Origin of the sequence: Streptomyces sp. NPDC002476, from assembly GCF_042889785.1 — a bacterium.
Classification (GTDB): domain Bacteria; phylum Actinomycetota; class Actinomycetes; order Streptomycetales; family Streptomycetaceae; genus Streptomyces.
The window spans coordinates 71,138-90,333 of the sequence record NZ_JBIARH010000006.1 but is presented as its reverse complement, the minus strand read 5'-3'; the positions used below and the strand labels follow the sequence as shown (position 1 = coordinate 90,333).

General features: G+C 70.8%; 17 protein-coding genes and 1 pseudogene. 11 read left to right on the top strand and 7 right to left on the bottom strand.

Annotated features, from left to right (window positions below; all coding sequences use genetic code 11):
• Nucleotides 1–247: 247 nt before the first annotated feature.
• Nucleotides 248–1,627, bottom strand: a complete 1,380-nt coding sequence (locus ACFYXM_RS09400) for an aspartate aminotransferase family protein (RefSeq protein ID WP_389288402.1) — start codon at nucleotides 1,625–1,627, stop codon at nucleotides 248–250.
• Nucleotides 1,612–2,118, bottom strand: a complete 507-nt coding sequence (locus tag ACFYXM_RS09395) for an Lrp/AsnC family transcriptional regulator (protein ID WP_389288401.1) — start codon at nucleotides 2,116–2,118, stop codon at nucleotides 1,612–1,614. The genes ACFYXM_RS09400 and ACFYXM_RS09395 overlap by 16 nt, the downstream gene beginning before the upstream one ends.
• 164 nt (nucleotides 2,119–2,282) lie before the next feature.
• Here ACFYXM_RS09395 and ACFYXM_RS09390 point away from each other — a divergent pair, with 164 nt between their 5' ends.
• Together ACFYXM_RS09390 and ACFYXM_RS09385 are read left to right on the top strand one after the other, a co-directional pair.
• Entirely contained in the window at nucleotides 2,283–3,722 is a 1,440-nt protein-coding gene (locus ACFYXM_RS09390; protein WP_389288400.1) for a gamma-aminobutyraldehyde dehydrogenase, read from the top strand.
• A gap of 241 nt (nucleotides 3,723–3,963) precedes the next feature.
• Complete coding sequence (locus ACFYXM_RS09385; protein WP_389288553.1) at nucleotides 3,964–5,127, top strand: PotD/PotF family extracellular solute-binding protein; 1,164 nt, start codon at nucleotides 3,964–3,966, stop codon at nucleotides 5,125–5,127.
• Between the two features lie 249 nt (nucleotides 5,128–5,376).
• Here ACFYXM_RS09385 and ACFYXM_RS09380 read toward each other — a convergent pair whose 3' ends face one another.
• The 3 genes from ACFYXM_RS09380 to ACFYXM_RS09370 all read right to left on the bottom strand — a co-directional run bounded on the left by ACFYXM_RS09380 (nucleotide 5,377) and on the right by ACFYXM_RS09370 (nucleotide 8,269).
• Complete coding sequence (locus tag ACFYXM_RS09380; protein ID WP_389288399.1) at nucleotides 5,377–6,174, bottom strand: SAM-dependent methyltransferase; 798 nt, start codon at nucleotides 6,172–6,174, stop codon at nucleotides 5,377–5,379.
• 87 nt (nucleotides 6,175–6,261) lie between these two features.
• Complete coding sequence (locus ACFYXM_RS09375; protein WP_389288398.1) at nucleotides 6,262–7,002, bottom strand: glycerophosphodiester phosphodiesterase; 741 nt, start codon at nucleotides 7,000–7,002, stop codon at nucleotides 6,262–6,264.
• A 232-nt stretch (nucleotides 7,003–7,234) separates the two neighbouring features.
• Nucleotides 7,235–8,269: an adenosine deaminase gene (locus ACFYXM_RS09370; protein ID WP_389288397.1), complete on the bottom strand. Its 1,035-nt coding sequence runs from the start codon at nucleotides 8,267–8,269 to the stop codon at nucleotides 7,235–7,237.
• A 242-nt stretch (nucleotides 8,270–8,511) separates the two neighbouring features.
• Between ACFYXM_RS09370 and ACFYXM_RS09365 the strand changes: the two genes are divergently transcribed.
• Nucleotides 8,512–9,153 (top strand): DUF4190 domain-containing protein, encoded by a 642-nt coding sequence (locus ACFYXM_RS09365; RefSeq protein ID WP_389288552.1) that lies wholly within the window; start codon nucleotides 8,512–8,514, stop codon nucleotides 9,151–9,153.
• 102 nt (nucleotides 9,154–9,255) lie between these two features.
• On the opposite strand, the gene ACFYXM_RS09360 is transcribed toward ACFYXM_RS09365, so the two are convergent.
• A complete protein-coding gene (locus tag ACFYXM_RS09360; RefSeq protein WP_389288551.1) occupies nucleotides 9,256–9,795 on the bottom strand; it encodes an NADAR family protein in 540 nt (179 codons plus the stop codon).
• A gap of 211 nt (nucleotides 9,796–10,006) precedes the next feature.
• Here ACFYXM_RS09360 and ACFYXM_RS09355 point away from each other — a divergent pair, with 211 nt between their 5' ends.
• The 8 genes and pseudogenes from ACFYXM_RS09355 to ACFYXM_RS09320 form a co-directional block, all read left to right on the top strand.
• Complete coding sequence (locus ACFYXM_RS09355) at nucleotides 10,007–11,521, top strand: gamma-aminobutyraldehyde dehydrogenase (RefSeq protein WP_389288396.1); 1,515 nt, start codon at nucleotides 10,007–10,009, stop codon at nucleotides 11,519–11,521.
• A gap of 42 nt (nucleotides 11,522–11,563) precedes the next feature.
• Nucleotides 11,564–12,814 carry a PotD/PotF family extracellular solute-binding protein gene (locus ACFYXM_RS09350; RefSeq protein WP_389288395.1) on the top strand — a complete coding sequence of 417 codons (1,251 nt, stop codon included), beginning with the start codon at nucleotides 11,564–11,566 and terminating at the stop codon, nucleotides 12,812–12,814.
• Between the two features lie 159 nt (nucleotides 12,815–12,973).
• A complete protein-coding gene (locus tag ACFYXM_RS09345; RefSeq protein WP_389288394.1) occupies nucleotides 12,974–14,131 on the top strand; it encodes an ABC transporter ATP-binding protein in 1,158 nt (385 codons plus the stop codon).
• The gene (locus ACFYXM_RS09340) at nucleotides 14,128–15,057 is read left to right on the top strand and encodes an ABC transporter permease (protein WP_389288393.1); all 930 of its coding nucleotides are present in this window, start codon (nucleotides 14,128–14,130) and stop codon (nucleotides 15,055–15,057) included. The genes ACFYXM_RS09345 and ACFYXM_RS09340 overlap by 4 nt, the downstream gene beginning before the upstream one ends.
• Nucleotides 15,057–15,857, top strand: coding sequence for an ABC transporter permease (locus tag ACFYXM_RS09335; protein ID WP_073792016.1), 801 nt, complete (start codon nucleotides 15,057–15,059; stop codon nucleotides 15,855–15,857). Before ACFYXM_RS09340 ends, ACFYXM_RS09335 begins: the two co-directional genes overlap by 1 nt.
• A gap of 58 nt (nucleotides 15,858–15,915) precedes the next feature.
• On the top strand, nucleotides 15,916–17,337 hold the full coding sequence (locus tag ACFYXM_RS09330) for an NAD(P)/FAD-dependent oxidoreductase (protein WP_389288392.1): 1,422 nt from the start codon (nucleotides 15,916–15,918) through the stop codon (nucleotides 17,335–17,337).
• Nucleotides 17,338–17,487: 150 nt separating this feature from the next.
• On the top strand, nucleotides 17,488–17,949 hold the full coding sequence (locus tag ACFYXM_RS09325) for a hypothetical protein (protein ID WP_389288391.1): 462 nt from the start codon (nucleotides 17,488–17,490) through the stop codon (nucleotides 17,947–17,949).
• 16 nt (nucleotides 17,950–17,965) lie between these two features.
• Nucleotides 17,966–18,233, top strand: a pseudogene (locus tag ACFYXM_RS09320) (chitinase); the annotation flags it as partial.
• Here the strand turns inward: ACFYXM_RS09320 and ACFYXM_RS09315 are convergent.
• On the bottom strand, nucleotides 18,230–19,102 hold the full coding sequence (locus ACFYXM_RS09315; protein WP_389288390.1) for a phosphatase PAP2 family protein: 873 nt from the start codon (nucleotides 19,100–19,102) through the stop codon (nucleotides 18,230–18,232). The pseudogene ACFYXM_RS09320 and the gene ACFYXM_RS09315 overlap by 4 nt on opposite strands.
• Nucleotides 19,103–19,196: the final 94 nt, after the last annotated feature.

Below are 19,196 nucleotides of genomic sequence, written 5' to 3'. Positions count from 1 at the left end.
GTAAGTCCCGTCCCCCGTACGGGGGAACGATGCGGGGGCCGATCGGTCACTCGGCACCGTAGGGACCCGGACCGGGGTCTGGGCACAGCACACGGCCCGGGTGCACCCCATCCCACTCGAATGGGGGCACCCGGGCCGTCATGGACCGTAGAGGACGACCGCCGGTCGGGCGGTCGTCAGGCAGCGGTCGGGCACCGGATTCCGTCCGCCGGCCGGTCCGTGGCCGGTCGGCGGACGGATCTGCGGGTCAGAGCTTGGTCCACGCCTGCGTCAGGACGTTGCGCAGGATGCCCTCGATCTCGTCGAACGTCGCCTGGTCGGAGGTCAGCGGCGGCGCGAGCTGGACGACCGGGTCGCCGCGGTCGTCGGCACGGCAGTACAGGCCGTTGTCGTAGAGCGCCTTGGAGAGGAACCCGTACAGGACGCGCTCGGTCTCCTCGTCGCTGAACGTCTCCTTGGTGGCCTTGTCCTTCACGAGCTCGATGCCGTAGAAGAAGCCGTTGCCGCGGACGTCGCCGACGATCGGCAGGTCGTTCAGCTTCTGCAGCGTGGTGAAGAAGGCGTTCTCGTTGTCCAGGACGTGCTGGTTGAGGCCCTCGCGCTCGAAGATGTCGAGGTTGGCGAGAGCGACCGCCGCGGACACCGGGTGGCCACCGAAGGTGTAGCCGTGCAGGAAGGTGTTGCCCTCCTCGTAGAACGGCGCGGCGATCCGGTCCGAGACGATGCAGGCGCCGATGGGGGAGTAGCCCGAGGTCATGCCCTTGGCGCAGGTGATCATGTCCGGCACGTAGCCGAACTTGTCACAGGCGAACATGGTGCCCAGGCGGCCGAAGGCGCAGATGACCTCGTCGGAGACGAGCAGCACGTCGTACTTGTCGCAGATCTCGCGTACGCGCTGGAAGTAACCGGGCGGCGGCGGGAAGCAGCCACCGGCGTTCTGCACCGGCTCCAGGAAGACCGCGGCGACGGTCTCGGGGCCCTCGAAGAGGATCTGCTGCTCGATCTGGTCGGCGGCCCAGCGGCCGAAGGCCACCGGGTCGTCGCCGTGGATCGGGGCGCGGTAGATGTTGGTGTTGGGGACCTTGTGCGCGCCGGGGACCAGCGGCTCGAAGGGGGCCTTCAGGCCCGGCAGGCCGGTGATCGACAGGGCGCCCTGCGGGGTGCCGTGGTAGGCGACCGCGCGCGAGATGACCTTGTACTTGGTGGGCTTGCCCTGGAGCTTGAAGTACTGCTTGGCCAGCTTCCAGGCGGTCTCGACGGCCTCGCCACCGCCGGTGGTGAAGAAGACCTTGTTGAGGTCGCCCGGCGCGTAGTCGGCGAGGCGGTCGGCCAGTTCGACGGCCTTCGGGTGGGCGTAGGACCAGACCGGGAAGAAGCCCAGCTCCTGCCCCTGCTTGTAGGCCGCCTCGGCGAGCTCGTGACGGCCGTGGCCGGCGTTGACCACGAACAGGCCGGACAGGCCGTCGAGGTAGCGCTTGCCCTGGTCGTCGAAGATGTAGGTGCCCTCACCCCGCACGATGGTGGGAACGGGCGCGTTCGCGTAGTCCGACATGCGGGTGAAGTGCATCCACAGGTGGTCGTACGCGGTTCGGCTGAGGTCCTTGCTCACGGCTATCGGCTTCCCCACATATAGGTCTGCTTCTTGAGCTTCAGGTACACGAAGCTCTCGGTGGAGCGCACGCCGGGGAGGGCCCGGATGCGTTTGTTGATCGTTTCCAGCAGGTGGTCGTCGTCCTCGCAGACGATCTCCACCATCAGGTCGAAGGAGCCCGCGGTCATCACCACGTACTCGCACTCGGCCATGGCCGACAACGCCTCGGCCACGGGGTCGAGGTCGCCTTCGACGTTGATGCCGACCATCGCCTGCCGCCGGAATCCCACGGTGAGCGGGTCCGTGACGGCGACGATCTGCATCACTCCCTGGTCGAGCAGCTTCTGGACGCGTTGCCGTACGGCCGCTTCGGACAGGCCGACGGCCTTGCCTATCGCGGCGTACGGGCGGCGCCCGTCCTCCTGGAGCTGCTCGATGATCGCGAGGGACACGGAATCGACCACGGGGGGCGATCCGTTCCCGTTCCTGGAGTCTGCGCTGCGACTGGCCACACATCCACTGTGCACCGGGACTCGTCGGTCTGGCAACCCCGGATCGATGAAATTCGTTGTTTGAGGCTCTGGATCACACTGAATCCGAAGTTCACCGTGGTTGGGCATGTCGAAAGCGACACCCGAGCGACTAGGGTGGACATCTCACCCATAGGACGTGTGTGACAGGAGGGGTGGTTGTGACCACCGAGGTGCGCCGTCTGCGCAACTACATCAACGGAGAGTTCCGGGACGCCGCTGACGGGCGGACCATTGATGTGATCAACCCGGTGACCGAGGAGGTCTACGCGACCTCGCCGCTCTCCGGCCAGGCCGACGTCGATGCCGCGATGGAGGCCGCCGCGGCGGCCTTCCCCGCCTGGCGCGACACCACGCCCGCCGAGCGCCAGAAGGCCCTGCTGAAGATCGCGGACGCCTTCGAGGAGCGCGCCGAGGACCTCGTCGCCGCCGAGTCGGAGAACACGGGCAAGCCGATCGAGCTCGTCCGTACCGAAGAGGTCCCGCCGATGGTGGACCAGATCCGCTTCTTCGCGGGTGCGGCGCGGATGCTCGAAGGCCGCTCGGCCGGTGAGTACATGGAGGGCCTCACCTCCATCATCCGCCGTGAGCCGGTCGGCGTGTGCGCGCAGGTCGCGCCGTGGAACTACCCGATGATGATGGCTGTCTGGAAGTTCGCCCCGGCGCTCGCCGCAGGCAACACCGTCGTCATCAAGCCGTCCGACACCACCCCGGCGTCGACCGTGCTGATCGCCGAGATCATCGGTCAGATCCTCCCCAAGGGCGTCTTCAACGTCATCTGCGGCGACCGCGACACCGGCCGCGCGATGGTCGAGCACCCGACCCCGGCGATGGCCTCCATCACCGGTTCGGTACGGGCCGGCATGCAGGTCGCCGAGTCCGCCGCCAAGGATGTCAAGCGGGTCCACCTGGAGCTCGGCGGCAAGGCGCCGGTCGTGGTGTTCGAGGACACCGACATCGCCAACGCCGTCGAGGGCATCTCCACCGCGGGCTACTTCAACGCCGGTCAGGACTGCACGGCCGCCACCCGTGTCCTGGTCCACGAGTCCATCCACGACGAATTCGTCACCGCGCTCGCCAAGGCCGCCGCCGACACGAAGACCGGCAAGCCGGACGACGAGGGCGTGCTGTACGGCCCGCTGAACAACGCCAACCAGCTGAAGCAGGTCAGCGGCTTCATCGAGCGCCTCCCCGCCCACGCCAGGGTCGAGGCGGGCGGCCACCGGGTCGGCGACAAGGGCTACTTCTACGCCCCGACCGTCGTCTCCGGCCTCAAGCAGGACGACGAGATCATCCAGAACGAGGTCTTCGGCCCGGTCATCACCGTCCAGAAGTTCACGGACGAGGCCCAGGCCGTGGAGTACGCGAACGGCGTCGAGTACGCGCTGGCCTCCTCGGTGTGGACCAAGGACCACGCCCGCGCCATGCGGATGTCCAAGAACCTCGACTTCGGCTGCGTGTGGATCAACACCCACATCCCGCTCGTCGCCGAGATGCCGCACGGCGGATTCAAGAAGTCCGGCTACGGCAAGGACCTCTCCGCGTACGGCTTCGAGGACTACACGCGCATCAAGCACGTCATGACCTCGCTCGACGGCTGACCCTCCGTCAACAGCCTCTGCGGCCCCGGGCACACGCCCGGGGCCGCACCTGTGCCCGTGCCGGCATTCGTGCCCGCGCCGGATCCGGGGCCCCTGCCGTGCCCCCGTCCGCCCCCGGCTCCCGGGCGGGCGTCCTGGACAGGGTGTGCGGACGGGGCGTGTGCCGCTGGACGGTTGGTCCATTGCCCGCGACGCCGCCGCCGGGCATCCTGCGCGGGTGCGAGCAACCCCGAAGAACCCCATGTCCCGCCGGTCCCTGCTGCGCGCCTTCGGAGCCGCGGCGACCGGTGCCGTGCTGGCCGGCTGCGGAGTACCCGCCGCCTACGTGGAGCCCGGCGACCGCGCCGGACGCGACACCTCGGCCCGCGACCGTTCCCTGCACTTCGCGAACTGGCCGCTCTACATCGACACCGACGACGAGGACGCCTCGAAGCGGCCCACCCTCGACGCGTTCCGTGAGCGCACCGGGATCTCCGTCACGTACGCGGAGGAGATCAACGACAACGACGAGTTCTTCGGCAAGATCAGCCCTGCTCTGATGAACCATCAGGAGACCGGCCGCGACCTGATCGTCATCAGCGACTGGATGGCCGCGCGGTTCGTACGACTCGGCTGGGTGCAGGAGATGGACCGGGCGAAGCAGCCCAACGTCGCCAAGTACCTCGACCCGCAGCTGCGTTCGCCCGCCTTCGACCAGGGCCGTACGCACAGCGTCCCCTGGCAGTCCGGGATCACCGGCATCGCCTACAACCGCAAGCGGCTCGGGCGCGAGATCAGGCACCTGAGCGACCTGTGGGCGGACGACCTGCGGGGCAGGGTGACGCTCCTGTCCGGGCTCGACGAGTCGTTCGCGCTCCTGATGCAGGGCAACGGCGTCGACATCACCCGCTGGCGGCCGGACGACTTCCACCTGATCTGCGACCAGGTCGAGAAGCTCGTGCGCAAGAGGCACATCCGCCGCTTCACCGGCAACGACTACATCAAGGACCTCTCGACCGGCGACGTGCTCGCGTGCCAGGCGTACTCGGGCGACGTCATCCAACTCCAGGCGGACAACCCGGAGATCGAGTTCGTGGTCCCCGAGGAGGGGGCCGAACTGTGGGCGGAGTCGCTGATGATCCCCAACCTCGCCCGCCACAAGCGCAACGCCGAGAAGCTCGTCGACCACTACTACGACCCGGAGGTCGCCGCCGAACTGGCCGCCTGGGTCAACTACGTCTGCCCCGTCCCCGCCGCCCGCGACGTACTGGCCTCCGCCAAGGACGAGGAGAGCGCGGCGCTCGCCGAGGACCCGCTGATCTTCCCCGACGACGCGATGCGCAGCCGGCTGGCCATCGCCCGCGACATCACCTCCGAGGAGCGCACCGAGTTCGCGAAGAGGTGGAACGCCGTCGTGGGGCTCTGAACCGTGGCGCGGTGGCCGTGACCCGGGGGTCGTTGCCCCTCGGGGCGGGTCTTCGCCGACGGCGTGCCCGGGCCCATGAGCGGGCCGAGCGGTCGAGGCCGACATCACGGCGTGGCCGAGTCGCAGCCGTGCGTGACCGGAGACCCGCCGACCCGGAACACGCCGGCCGGGGGTGACGCGGCCGGGCGGTCCTCGGCGCCCCGGAGGCGACCTCGGCTCCGGGGCGCGCCCGCACCGCCCGTGCACCCACTACGGCTTGCGCGCCACCGCGCCGAACTGGGCGACCTCCACCGCGCCGGGCTCCGCACGCCAGCGCGCGCAGGAGACGATGCCCGGCTCGACCAGGTCGAGCCCGGTCAGGAACGAGGCGAACTCGGCGCGGCTGCGGGCGGTGATCGGCGGGGTGGCGTTCTTGTTCCAGAAGCGCATCGCCGCCTCGTTGCCCTCGCCGCCCAGTTCCGTCGTGGGGTGGGTGAGGGCCAGGTAGCTGCCGGACGGCATCGCGTCCATCAGCGTCCGCACGATGCGCCGGGCCTCGTCGGTGTCCATGACGAAGTTGAGGATGCCGAGCAGCATGACCGCGACCGGCTTCGTCAGATCCAGCGTCGGTTCGACCGTCCGCAGGATCTTCTCGGGGTCGTGCGCGTCCGCGTCGACGTACTCGGTCGCGCCCTCCGGGCAACTGGTGAGCAGCGCCCGGGCGTGCGCGAGCACGATCGGGTCGTTGTCGACGTACACCACGCGGGCGCCGGGTGCGGTGCGCTGGGCGACCTCGTGGGTGTTGTCGGCGGTCGGCAGCCCGGTGCCGATGTCCAGGAACTGGGTGATCCCCGCCTCACCGGCCAGATGCCGGACGGCCCGCCCGAGGAAGGCCCGGTCGGCGCGGGCCACTTCGCCGATGCTCGGGTACATGCCGGTGACCTGGTCGCCGACCTCCCGGTCCACGGGATAGTTGTCCTTCCCGCCGAGCCAGTGGTTCCAGACCCGTGCGTTGTGGGCGATGTCGGAACGGATGCGGTCGGAAAGGGGGGTGCTCGGTTCGGACACGGCGCTGCTCCTCTGGATCCGGGGCCGGGGCCGGCATCACAGCGGATGCGGCTGTGTCCATGATGCCGGACCGGTCGTGCAGGGCGGTCAGGAGGACCGGACCGGCCGGTGCCCGGCCAGCACGCCACGCAGGACGTCGATGCGGTTCGTGGTGATGGAATCCACCCCGGCGCGGACGAGGCGGCGCATGGTGAGCCCGGTGTCGGCGGTCCAGGCGGAGACCAGCAGGCCGTCCCGGTGCAGACGGTCCGTCAGGTCCCGGTCCACCAGGCCGAACCGGTAGTTCAGCCAGCGCGGCCGTACGGCTTCGAGCAGCGCGGCTCCCGGCGGCGCGAGCCTCGTGCGGGTCAGGGCGATCTCGGCCGACGGGTCGGCGGCCCGCACCCGCAGCATCGCGACGGCTCCCGCGCAGTAGTACGCCCGCCCGTCGGCGCCGCAGTCGCGGATCACGCCGACGATCCGGCGCACCGAGGCGTCGGTGGAACCGGGCAGGTCGACCATGACGCGGCGCCCTCCGGAGGCGCGCAGCGCCTCGCGCAGCGTGGGCACGCCGCCTCCGGTCAGTTCGGCGAGCCGGTCGTGGGTGAGCCGGTCGAGCCGCACGTCGTGGCCCCAGAGCCGGTCCAGCGTCGCGTCGTGCAGCAGGACGGGCACGCCGTCGCGGGTGACCCGCACGTCGATCTCGACCGCGTCCGCGCCCCGTTCGAGGGCGGACCGGATCGAGGCGAGGGTGTTCTCGCGGGCACGGTACGGGTCGCCGCGATGAGCCACGGCGGTGACGCGACGGGCGGTGGCGGGAGTGGAGGCGAGGTCGGCGGTGCTGGCCATGCGGCCATTGTGACGAGTGGGTACGAGCGGGGGACGCGGCGGTGGTGCGGCCGGGCGTGCCGAGGCCGGGGGCGTGCCGACGGCGCGGTGCCGACCGGGTCCGTCGGCGGCCGGGGCCGGTGGGCGTGCGGACCTGCCGTGGTGCCGGCCGGGGCGCGTCGGCGGTCGCACGGAGGGCGGTGCCGGGGCGTCGGCGGCCGTGCGGTCACGGTGGCGCCCTGGCACCGGCACGTCAGAGCGCGGTCCGCTCCAGCCGGCCGGCCGTGTAGGTGTCGATCTCCGCCGTCAGGGCCCGCTTGCCCGCCGGGTCGAGGTACGACGCCTCGACGGCGTTCTTCGCCAGGCCCGCGAGGCCGCGCTCGTCCAGACCGAGGAGCCGGGCGGCCACCCCGTACTCGTTGTTGAGGTCGGTGCCGAACATCGGCGGGTCGTCGCTGTTGATGGTGACCAGGACGCCCGCCCGCACCATCTCCTTCACCGGGTGCTGCTCGATGTCGGCCACCGCGCGGGTCGCGATGTTCGAGGTCGGGCAGACCTCCAGCGGAATGCGGTGCTCGGCGAGATGGGCGAGCACTTCCGGGTCGCGGACGGAGTGCGTGCCGTGGCCGATGCGTTCGGCACGCAGATGCGTCAGCGCGTCCCAGACGGTCTGCGGCCCGGTGGTCTCCCCGGCATGCGGAACGGAGTGCAGGCCCTCGGCGATCGCCCGGTCGAAGAAGGGCTTGAACTGCGGGCGCTCCACCCCGATCTCCGGGCCGCCGAGCCCGAACGAGACGAGTCCTTCGGGGCGCAGGTCCACGGCGAGCCGGGTGGTCTCCTCGGCGGCTTCGAGTCCGGCCTCGCCGGGGATGTCGAAGCACCAGCGCAGCACCACCCCGAGTTCCGCCTCGGCGGCCTTGCGGGCGTCCTCTATCGCCTCCATGAACGCCCGCTCGGGGATGCCGCGCCGGGTCGAGCTGAACGGCGTGACCGTCAGCTCCGCGTAGCGGATGTTCTGCCGGGCCATGTCCCGGGCGACCTCGAACGTCAGCAGCCGGACGTCCTCCGGGGTGCGGATCAGGTCCACGACGGAGAGGTAGACCTCGATGAAGTGACGGAAGTCGGTGAAGGTGAAGTAGTCGGCCAGCGCCTCGGGGTCGGTGGGCACCCTGGAGTCGGGGTGGTGCGCCGCCAGCTCGGCGACGATGCGGGGCGAGGCGGAACCGACATGGTGGACATGCAGTTCCGCCTTGGGAAGCCCCGCGATGAAGGGGCGCAGATCGGTCATCGGACTCTCCGGTGGCGTGGGACGTCGAGACTGCCGGGCGCGGGTGGCCGGGCGGGGGACGGGCATCATCGTAGGCCCGGTCCCCGGGCAGGGGGACGGGTCGTAGCATGACGGGACCACGATGGGGGAGGCCCATGTCAGACAACACACAGCAGCCCGCGGACGGGGCGGCGCCGCGCGATCCATGGGCTCCGCCGAACAGAAGCGTCCCGCCGGACAGGCCGACCGGTGATCCGCGGAAGGTGCCGTTGGACAAGCCTGCCGGGGAGCCCCGGCCGCCGGCCGTCCACGACCAGCCGACGGTCACCTCGATGCCGGGGGCGGAGCACGGGCACGCACCGGCCGCGCCGACCCCCGGCCCGGCCGTGCCGGGCGGGTCCGTGCCGGGCCCGGGCGCGGCGTTCGGGGCGGTACCGCCCCCGCCGATCGCGCCGAACGGGCCGGGGCAGCAGATCCCGCCCGCGGTGGGGCAGTACGGCTACCCCGCCGCGCCCGCACCGCAGTACGGGTACCCGGGGTACACCGGATACCCGCAGGCGGCCTGGGGCACCGCGCCACCGGCCAACGGCATGGGGACGGCGGCCATGGTGCTCGGCATCCTGTCCCTCTGCCTGCTCTGCATGTGGGGGATACCGGGCATCGTCCTGGGCGTGCTCGCCCTGGTCTTCGGCATCCTGGGCCGCAAGCGGGCGGGCCGGGGCGAGGCCGACAACAGCGGCCAGGCGCTCGCCGGGATCATCATGGGGTCCGTCGGTCTGGTTCTCGGCGCGGCGTTCCTCACCTTCATGATCTGGGTGGTCGTGGCCCACCCCGAGGAATTCGAGGACGAGTCCACCTACGAGGACCCCTACTCCACGTCCCTGGTCGTCGACGTCACGCGATAGCCGGGACGGGCGCGCTCCGGCCGGACGGGTCGCACGTGGGCCCGTCCGGCCGTCCGCCCCCGCCACTCCTGTCCCTGCGGTCCGGTCGGCGCGCGGTACGGCTCAGCCCGCGCGCAGCGCCGTCCGCGCGTCCATCAGGGCGAACCCCAGCAGATTCAGCCCCCGCCATGCCGCGGGGTCCTGGGCGCGCGCATCGTCCGCCGCCAGCCCGATGCCCCAGATCCGGTCCACGGGGCTCGCCTCGACGAGCACCCGCTCCCCGGTGCCGAGCAGGAACTCCCGCAGCCGCGGATCGTGCCCGAACTTGTGGACGTTGCCCGCCACCACCAGGGCGTACCGCTCGCGCTCCCATATCGCCTCGTCGAAGCCGCGGACCAGCCGGCCCGCCTTCTTCGCCTGCGCCGGGCCCTTCGCCGCCACGGCCCGCTGCTCGGCCTCCGCGTCATCGAACAGCCGCGCCTTGCCGGCCATCATCCAGTGCTCCGCCGTCGCGTACCGTACACCGTCGACCTCGAACGGCGACGGCCACCACTGGCTCAGACAGCTCGCGCCGACGCGCCCGTCGGGCAGTGGGCGGTGCCCCCAGAAGCGCAGGTACTTCACCTTCTCGCCGCGCCGGGTCCGCGCCAGGAGGTCGTCCATGTGTCCCATGCACGTGAGTCTGGCATCCGCCACTGACACTCCGTCCCGTAATTCCGCGTCTACGCGACACATGGTCGAAGGATTCCGTTGCGTAACCAAAAGGCAACAACGGAATCACTTGTTGGGGTTGAGTGCCTCTGCCAGGATCGGCACTCAATTCCAGCAGGAACTACGCCGCGCGCCTCGTGCGAACGCGGCGGAGGAGAGCGTCATGGGCAACACCATCCAGGTGCGGGACCGGTTCGCGGACGGCGCACAGTACATCGGCGGAAAGCTGCGGCCCGGCACATCGGGGCGCCACCACGACGTGGTGAACCCGGCGACGGGCGAGGCGGTGTACACCTACGAACTGGCGGGCACCGCCGACGTCGACGCGGCCGTCGCGGCCGCCCGCGAGGCGTTCCCCGGCTGGTCGGGCGCGACGCCCGCCGAACGGGCCGAGGCGATGCACCGCTTCGCCGCCGTGCTCGCCGAACAGGCTGACGACTTCGCGTACGTCGAGTCCCTCCAGTGCGGCAAGCCGATCAAGCTGTCCACCGAGTTCGACGTGCCCGGCACCGTCGACAACACCTCCTTCTTCGCGGGCGCCGCCCGCCACCTGGAGGGCAGGTCGGCGGCCGAGTACGACGGCGACCACACCTCGTACGTACGCCGCGAGGCGATCGGCGTCATCGGCTCCATCGCGCCCTGGAACTACCCGCTCCAGATGGCCGCGTGGAAGATCCTCCCGGCGATCGCCGCGGGCAACACCATCGTGCTCAAGCCCGCCGAGATCACCCCGCTGACCTCGCTGATGTTCGCGCAGGCGGCCACCGCCGCGGGCATTCCGGACGGCGTGATCAACATCGTCACCGGCGTGGGCAAGGAAGCGGGCGAGCACCTCGTCGGTCACCCGGACGTCGTCATGACCTCCTTCACCGGGTCCACCGCGGTCGGCAAGCGGGTCGCGGAGATCGCCACCGCCACCGTCAAGCGACTGCACCTCGAACTCGGCGGCAAGGCCCCCTTCGTGGTCTTCGACGACGCCGACCTGGAGGCCGCGGCCAACGGAGCGGTCGCCGGGGCGCTCATCAACACCGGCCAGGACTGCACCGCCGCCACCCGCGCCTACGTCCAGCGCCCGCTGTACGACGCCTTCGTGCGCCGCGTCGCGGAGCTGATGGAGACCGTCCGGCTCGGCGACCCGTTCGACCCGTCCACGGACCTCGGCCCGCTGATCAGCCACACCCAGCGGGACCGGGTCGCCGGCTTCGTCGACCGGGCCCGCGCGTACGCCACCGTCGTCACCGGCGGCGAGGCCCCCGGCGGTGAGCTCGCGGACGGCGCCTACTACCGGCCGACCCTGATCACCGACGCCGCCCAGGACAGCGAGGTCGTCCAGTCGGAGATCTTCGGCCCCGTCCTGGTCGTGCTGCCCTTCGACACCGACGACGAGGGCATCCGCCTCGCCAACGACACCCCGTACGGACTCGCCGCCTCCGCCTGGAGCCGCGACCTGTACCGGGCGAACCGCGCCACCCGCGAGATCAAGGCGGGCTGCGTCTGGGTCAACGACCACATCCCGATCATCAGCGAGATGCCGCACGGCGGATACAAGGCCAGCGGCTTCGGCAAGGACATGTCTTCGTACTCCTTCGAGGAGTACACGCAGGTCAAGCACGTCATGTACGACAACACCGCGGTCGCCCGCAAGGACTGGCACCGCACGATCTTCGGGGACCGATAGCCCGGCCGGCCCCGGCCCCACCCATCCGAAAGGGCAACGCGCATGGAGCATTACCAGCCCGAGCGCCTCTCGGCGGCCCAACTGGCCGCGATGCGGCGGAGCATGACCGGCGGCCGGGGCGCCCTGACCCGCCGGTCGCTGCTCCGCGCCGCCGGTTTGGGGGCGCTCACGGTCGGCGGACTGGGCACGCTGAGCGCGTGCGGCATCCCGCCCGCGCAGCGGGATGGGGACGCCGCCGCGGCGTCCGACGACCACTCGGCGAAGGAGAAGGAGGTCCACTTCTCCAACTGGACCGAGTACATGGACGTCACCGGGGACGGCAAGCACCGGCCCACCCTGGAGGCGTTCACGAAACGCACCGGGATCCGGGTCAAGTACACCGAGGACATCAACGACAACGTCGAGTTCTTCGGGAAGATCAAGCCCCAGCTGGCGGCCGGCCAGGACACCGGGCGCGACATCATCTGCCTCACCGACTGGCTGGCCGCCCGCGTCGTCCGGCTCGGCTGGGCACAGCGGCTCGACGCGTCGAACCTGCCGCACGCCTACGCGAACCTCTCCGCCCAGTTCCGCTCGCCGGACTGGGACCCCGGCCGCGCCCACTCCTACCCGTGGGCGGGCATCCCCGCCGTCATCGCGTACAACGCGAAGGCGACCGGGGGCCGCAAGGTCGATTCCGTCACCCAGCTGCTCGACGACCCGAAGCTGAAGGGGCGGGTCAGCTTCCTCTCGGAGATGCGCGACTCCGTCGGCCTGACCCTGCTCGACATGGGCAAGGACCCCGGATCGTTCACGGACGCCGACTACGACGCCGCCATCGGCCGGATCCAGAAGGCCGTCGACCGGGGGCAGATCCGGCGCTTCACCGGCAACGACTACACGGCCGACCTCGACAAGGGCGACATCGCCGCCTGCGTCGCCTGGGCGGGGGACATCATCCAGCTCCAGGCGGGCAATCCGGACATCAAGTACGCCATCCCGGCCGCCGGTTACGTCATATCCAGCGACAACCTGCTCGTCCCGGTGAACGCCCGGCACAAGATCAACGCCGAGAAGCTCATCGACCACTACTACGAGCCGAAGACCGCCGCCCGGCTCGCCGCGTACATCAACTTCGTCTGCCCGGTGGACGGGGTCCGCGACGAGCTGGCGAAGATCGACAAGGCGATGGCCGACAACGTCCTGATCCTCCCCGACGAGGAGATGGCGGCCAGGTCGCACGCCTTCCGCTCGCTCAGCGCCGAGGAGGAGACGGCGTACGAGGAGAAGTTCGCCAAGCTCATCGGAGCCTGACCGCCTCCGCCGGAGCCCGACCGCTTCCCCGGACCTCCGGCCACCCGCGTCGGTACCCGGCCACGCCCACCGGCTCTCCCGCCGCCCGACCGCTCCGCCCTTCCCGTCCGACCTCCCCTGATACCACTGGGACCCGACACACCACTGGGACCGCGACCCATGACACAGCAGCAGACCGGCGGCGACGTCCGCCTCACCGGGATCAGCAAGACGTACGGCTCCTTCACCGCCGTCAAACCGCTCGATCTGACCGTCCCGCAGGGCTCCTTCTTCGCGCTCCTCGGCGCGTCCGGCTGCGGCAAGACCACCACCCTGCGCATGATCGCGGGCCTGGAGGAGGCGACCACCGGCACGATCCGGCTCGGCGACCGGGACATCACCGACCTGCCCCCGTACAAGCGGCCCGTCAACACGGTCTTCCAGAGCTACGCGCTCTTTCCGCACCTCGACATCGCCGAGAACATCGCCTTCGGCCTGCGCCGGCGCGGCATCAAGTCGGTGAAGAAGCAGGTCGCCGACATGCTGGACCTCGTCCAGCTCGGCGACTTCGCCCAGCGCAAGCCCCACCAGCTCTCCGGCGGCCAGCAGCAGCGCGTCGCCGTCGCCCGCGCCCTGATCAACCACCCGCAGGTGCTGCTCCTCGACGAGCCGCTCGGTGCCCTCGACCTCAAGCTGCGACGCCAGATGCAGCTGGAGCTCAAGCGCATCCAGACCGAGGTCGGCATCACCTTCATCCACGTCACCCACGACCAGGAGGAGGCCATGACCATGGCCGACACCGTCGCGGTGATGAACGCCGGCCGGGTCGAGCAACTCGGCGCCCCCGCCGACCTGTACGAGAACCCGAGGACGACGTTCGTCGCCAACTTCCTCGGCACCTCCAACCTCATCGAGGCCGAGATCGTCGCCGCGGGCACGGAGGGCGGCGAGGTCGTCGTGACGGCCGGCGGCGGGAAGCTGCGGCTGCCCCGCGAGCGATGCAGCGCCCCGGCCACGAGCGGCGGCAGGCTGCTGCTCGGGGTGCGACCGGAGAAGATGTCGCTGGTCCCCGCCGACGAGGCGGACACGATAGCCGACGGCCGCAACCGGGTCACCGGCCGGATCACCGACTCCAGCTTCATCGGCGTCTCCACCCAGTACGTGGTGGAGAGCCCGGCCGGCAGGGCGCTCCAGGTCTACGAGCAGAACGTCGAGCGGCGCGCCGGACTCACGGCCGGCGCCGAGGTCGTCCTGCACTGGAACCCGGCGCACACCTTCGGACTGGACGCCGATCAGGACATCGCGGCGGGCGTGGAGACGGTGGAGGACGCGGCGTGACCGTCACCGAGGAGGCGCCGCCCGCCGCGCCCGTCACCGAACCGGAGGTCCGCAGGGCCTCCACCCGCAGACGCCTCGTCCCGTACTGGCTGCTGCTCCCCGGCATCCTGTGGCTCGTCGTCTTCTTCGCGCTGCCGCTCGTCTACCAGGCGTCGACGTCCGTGCAGACCGGGTCCCTGGAGAAGGGCTTCGAGGTCACCTGGCACTTCCAGACGTACTGGGACGCGCTCAAGGACTACTACCCGCAGTTCGTCCGGTCCCTGCTCTACGCGGGCACCGCCACGCTCCTGTGCCTGCTGCTCGGCTACCCGCTCGCGTACCTCATCGCGTTCAAGGCCGGGCGCTGGCGCAACGTCGTCCTCGTGCTGGTCATCGCGCCGTTCTTCACCAGCTTCCTGATCCGCACGCTGGCCTGGAAGACGATCCTCGCGGACGGCGGCGCGGTCGTCGACGTACTGAACACCCTGCACGTCCTGGACGTCACCGGCTGGCTCGGCTGGACCGAGTCCAACCGGGTGCTGGCCACCCCGATGGCCGTGGTCTGCGGTCTCACGTACAACTTTCTGCCGTTCATGATCCTGCCGCTCTACACCTCGCTGGAACGGATCGACGGCAGGCTGCACGAGGCGGCCGGCGACCTGTATGCCACCCCCGCCACCACCTTCCGCAAGGTGACCTTCCCGCTCTCCATGCCGGGGGTCGTCTCCGGAACGCTGCTGACCTTCATCCCGGCCAGCGGCGACTACGTCAACGCGGAACTGCTGGGCTCCACCGACACCAAGATGGTCGGCAGCGTCATCCAGACCCAGTTCCTGCGCGTGCTCGACTACCCGACGGCAGCCGCGCTCTCCTTCATCCTCATGGCGGTCGTCCTGATCATGGTCACCGTCTACATCCGCCGCTCCGGGACGGAGGACCTGGTCTGATGCCCGTACTGCGCTGGATACGACGGAACCTCGTCGTCATCGCGGGTCTGCTGACCCTCGCCTACATGATCCTTCCGAACGTCGTCGTGATGGTGTTCTCGTTCAACAAGCCGAAGGGGCGCTTCAACTACGCCTGGCAGCACTTTTCCACGGACGCCTGGAAGGACCCGTGCGGAGTGGCCGACATGTGCGGCTCCCTGTCGCTGTCCCTCCAGATCGCCGCCTGGGCGACGCTGGGCGCGACCGTCCTCGGCACGATGATCGCCTTCGCGCTGGTCCGCTACCGCTTCCGGGCGCGCGGCGCGATCAACTCGCTGATCTTCCTGCCGATGGCGATGCCCGAGGTCGTCATGGCCGCCTCGCTGCTCACGCTCTTCCTCAACATGGGGGCGCGGCTCGGGTTCTGGACGATCCTCATCGCGCACATCATGTTCTGCCTGAGCTTCGTGGTGACGGCCGTGAAGGCGCGCGTGATGTCGATGGACCCGCGGCTGGAGGAGGCGGCCCGCGACCTGTACGCGGGACCTGTGCAGACCTTCCTGCGGGTGACGCTGCCGATCGCCGCCCCCGGGATCGCGGCGGGAGCGCTGCTCGCCTTCGCGCTCTCCTTCGACGATTTCATCATCACCAATTTCAACGCGGGCTCCACCGTGACCTTCCCCATGTTCGTCTGGGGATCGGCGCAACGCGGTACGCCCGTGCAGATCAACGTCATCGGAACGGCCATGTTCGTCATCGCCGTCCTGGTGGTCGTCGCCGGTCAGCTGATCGCGAACCGGCGGAGGAACAGCGCCCGCTGACGTCCGACGGACGGCTAACGCGGGCGCGCTACGGAAAGCCCCGAAGGAGTTGGAAGCCATGGCCCCCAAAGCCATGCGTACCGCTGCGTCATCACTCTCACTCTCCGACACGAGCCCGGTCCCGTTCTGGCTCGACGACCCCGGCAGGCCCGAGGCGCTGCCCCCGCTCACCGCGGACGAGCACTGCGACCTGCTCGTCGTCGGCGGCGGCTACAGCGGCCTGTGGACCGCGCTGATCGCCAAGGAACGCGATCCCGGGCGGGACGTCGTCCTGATCGAGGGCCGCGAGGCGGGCTGGGCCGCCTCGGGCCGCAACGGCGGGTTCTGCGCCGCCTCCCTGACCCACGGCCTGCCCAACGGCCTGGAGCGCTGGCCCGACGAGATCGAGAAGCTGGAGGAACTGGGCGCGCGGAACCTCGACGCCATCGAGGCGGCCGTCGCCCGGTACTCCATCGACTGCGAATTCGAACGCACCGGCGAGATCGACGTCGCCACGCAGCCGCACCAGCTGGAGGAACTGCGCGACTGGCACCGGGAGGCCGAGCGGCACGGCTTCACGGGGCTGGAGTTCCTGGACCGGGACGCGCTGCGCGCCGAGGTCGACTCGCCCACGTTCCTGGGCGGGCTGTGGGACCGGCGCGGGGTCGCCATGCTGCACCCCGCCAAGCTGGCCTGGGGCCTGAAGCGGGCCTGCCTCGGACTGGGCGTGCGGATGTACGAGAACACTCCCGGCCTCCAACTGTCCGGGGCCGCCGGGGCAATGACGGTCCGTACCCGGCACGGGAGAGTGTTCGCCCGGCACGTGGCCCTCGGCACCAACATCTTCCCCTCGCTGGTCAGGCGCGTGCGTCCGTACACCGTCCCGGTCTACGACTACGCGCTGATGACCGAACCGCTCACCGCCGGACAGCTCGACGCGATCGGCTGGAAGAACCGGCAGGGGCTCGGCGACAGCGCCAACCAGTTCCACTACTTCCGGCTGTCGGCCGACAACCGGATCCTGTGGGGCGGCTACGACGCGGTCTATCCGTACGGCGGCCGGCTGAGCGCGGCCCTCGACCAGCGTCCGGAGACGTTCCACAAGCTCGCGGGCCAGTTCTTCGAGTGTTTCCCGCAGCTGGCCGGGGTCCGCTTCACCCACGCCTGGGGCGGGGCGATCGACACCTGTTCCCGCTTCTCCGCGTTCTTCGGCACCGCCCACGGGGGGAGGGTCGCCTATGCCTCCGGGTACACCGGGCTCGGCGTGGGGGCCACCCGGTTCGGGGCCGAGGTGATGCTCGACCTGCTGGCGGGCGAACGCAACGAGCGGACCGGGCTGGAGATGGTCCGCCGCAAGCCGCTGCCGTTCCCCCCGGAGCCCTTCGCCTGGGCCGGGATCGAACTCACCAAGAGGTCCCTGGCCAGGGCGGACGACAACGGCGGGCGCCGCAACCTGTGGCTGCGGACCATGGACCGCCTGGGGCTCGGTTTCGACAGCTGACCGCCGCCCCGCGCAGGGACCACCCGGCGGCGTGACCTATGTCACTGCCAATGGGTAAGCAACTCGCGTAATGGAACGGCGTCACCCCTCTCTCCCCGTGTGGACGTACCGGCGACACGGAGCCGGTCGATACGGAACGGAGGGCCGGTCATGGCTGGCGCGGGGGTCAGGGCAGCGGTCGAGTGGCTGGTATCGGTGGCGCCGGACCCGGACGCCTGCCGGTGGATGTGGGAGCGCGATCCCAGGGGGGTCGCGCTCCTTCCCGCGGGCAGGCGCTGGGACGTGCTGATTCTCCCCGGGGACCTGGGGCATCCCACCTTCGACGTGCTCACCCGTCTCGTCGACCGGCCGGGGCCGGTCCTCTCCGACTTCGGCGACGCCCGCATGGGCTTCTTCGTGCCGCCGGGCACCGTCGACGGCTGGATCGGCACCGGGGTGCGCGGTGCGGGCCGGGGCGCGTGGATCGTCGTGCCGCATCCGGGCCGCCGGGTCGTCGGTGCGGTGCGCTGGCTCATCCCGCCGGACGGCTCGGGAGTGCTCAACGACGCGACGCTCCTCGAACTCGCGATGCATGAAGCGGCGGCCATGAAGGCCGAGAGAAACGGTAATTGACGACGAGTCAGGTAGCGGTCGACGCGACTTCCACATCGCCGTGACCCACATGCTGCTCACCGGCTTCCCGGCGGCCGGTGACCGGACCGGGTCGCCATCGGCCTGCCCGCCTCCACCCGGGCCGGCACGGCCACACCTCGCCCGCCGAGGCCGCCAAGGCGCTCAACTGCCTGACCAGGAAGACCGACCGCGGCTCGTACACCACCCACGGCACCCGGCCGGGGCCGCGCGGGCTGATGACGTGGTCCATCAACTGGGACCGCTTCGACAACGGGGAGTTCTAGAAGAACTTCGACGCCTGCTTCGGCCGCCGACGCGTCCCGCTCCCGGCGCGGCCCACCCGGTACGACGGCAGGAGCAGCAGTCCGGACAGGAACCAGCTGCCCAGCACGTCCAGCGGCCAGTGATAGCCGCGCAGCACCAGACCGATGCCCGTCCCCGCCGTCAGCAGGACGGCGGCGACGGGCATCATCCATGTCCGCACCCACCGCCGCCCGCCCCGCGCCCACCGCTCACCGCCCGCGTCCCGCGCGCACCGCGCGGTGAGCAGCGCCGCCGCGCCGTACGCCACCGCGGCCGTCGCCGCGTGGCCGGAGGGGTAGTAACCGGTGGCCCCGGTCAGCGGTCCCGGGCGGGCGATCCAGTCCTTCAGCGGGACGACCAGCAGCGGCACCGCGGCCATGGCGAGCGCCGCGTACAACGCCCCGCGCCGCTCCCCGCGCAGCAGCGCCCACACGATCGCGCACCCCAGCACGGGGAGCGCGACCTGTGCGTTGCCGAGATCGGCGAGGAACTCGGTCAGCGGGGCGGGGCCGTGTCCGACGACGGCCCGGGCGGCCCGCTCGTCCGCCCCGCGCAGCGGTCCGTCGGCCGCGACCTGCCAGGTGACGAGCGCGAGGAGGGCCAGGAGCCCGCAAGCCAGGAGAACGAGAAGGGCCGGCCGCCCGGGAACAGGGGGGGAGGTTCCGGGGCGGCCGGCCGGACCGGTGTGCCGCGCGCCCCGGGGGGTCTGGGGCGCGCGGCCATCCGATCGGTGAGGAGTTCCGGAGCCGGAGGCTCCAGTGGTGTGCGCGAGGGCACGGCCGGGACGGTGCTGGGGAAGCGTCGGCCCGGCGTCGCCGGCAGTCCCCTGCGGGCGGGGTGTTTCTCTCATCTGCGGAAACCGTACGGCAGCGGGAGGGGGACCGACAGCCGGAAACGGATCCCGCCATCGGCCCCGCACACCTTCTTCACAGCCCTCACGAGGC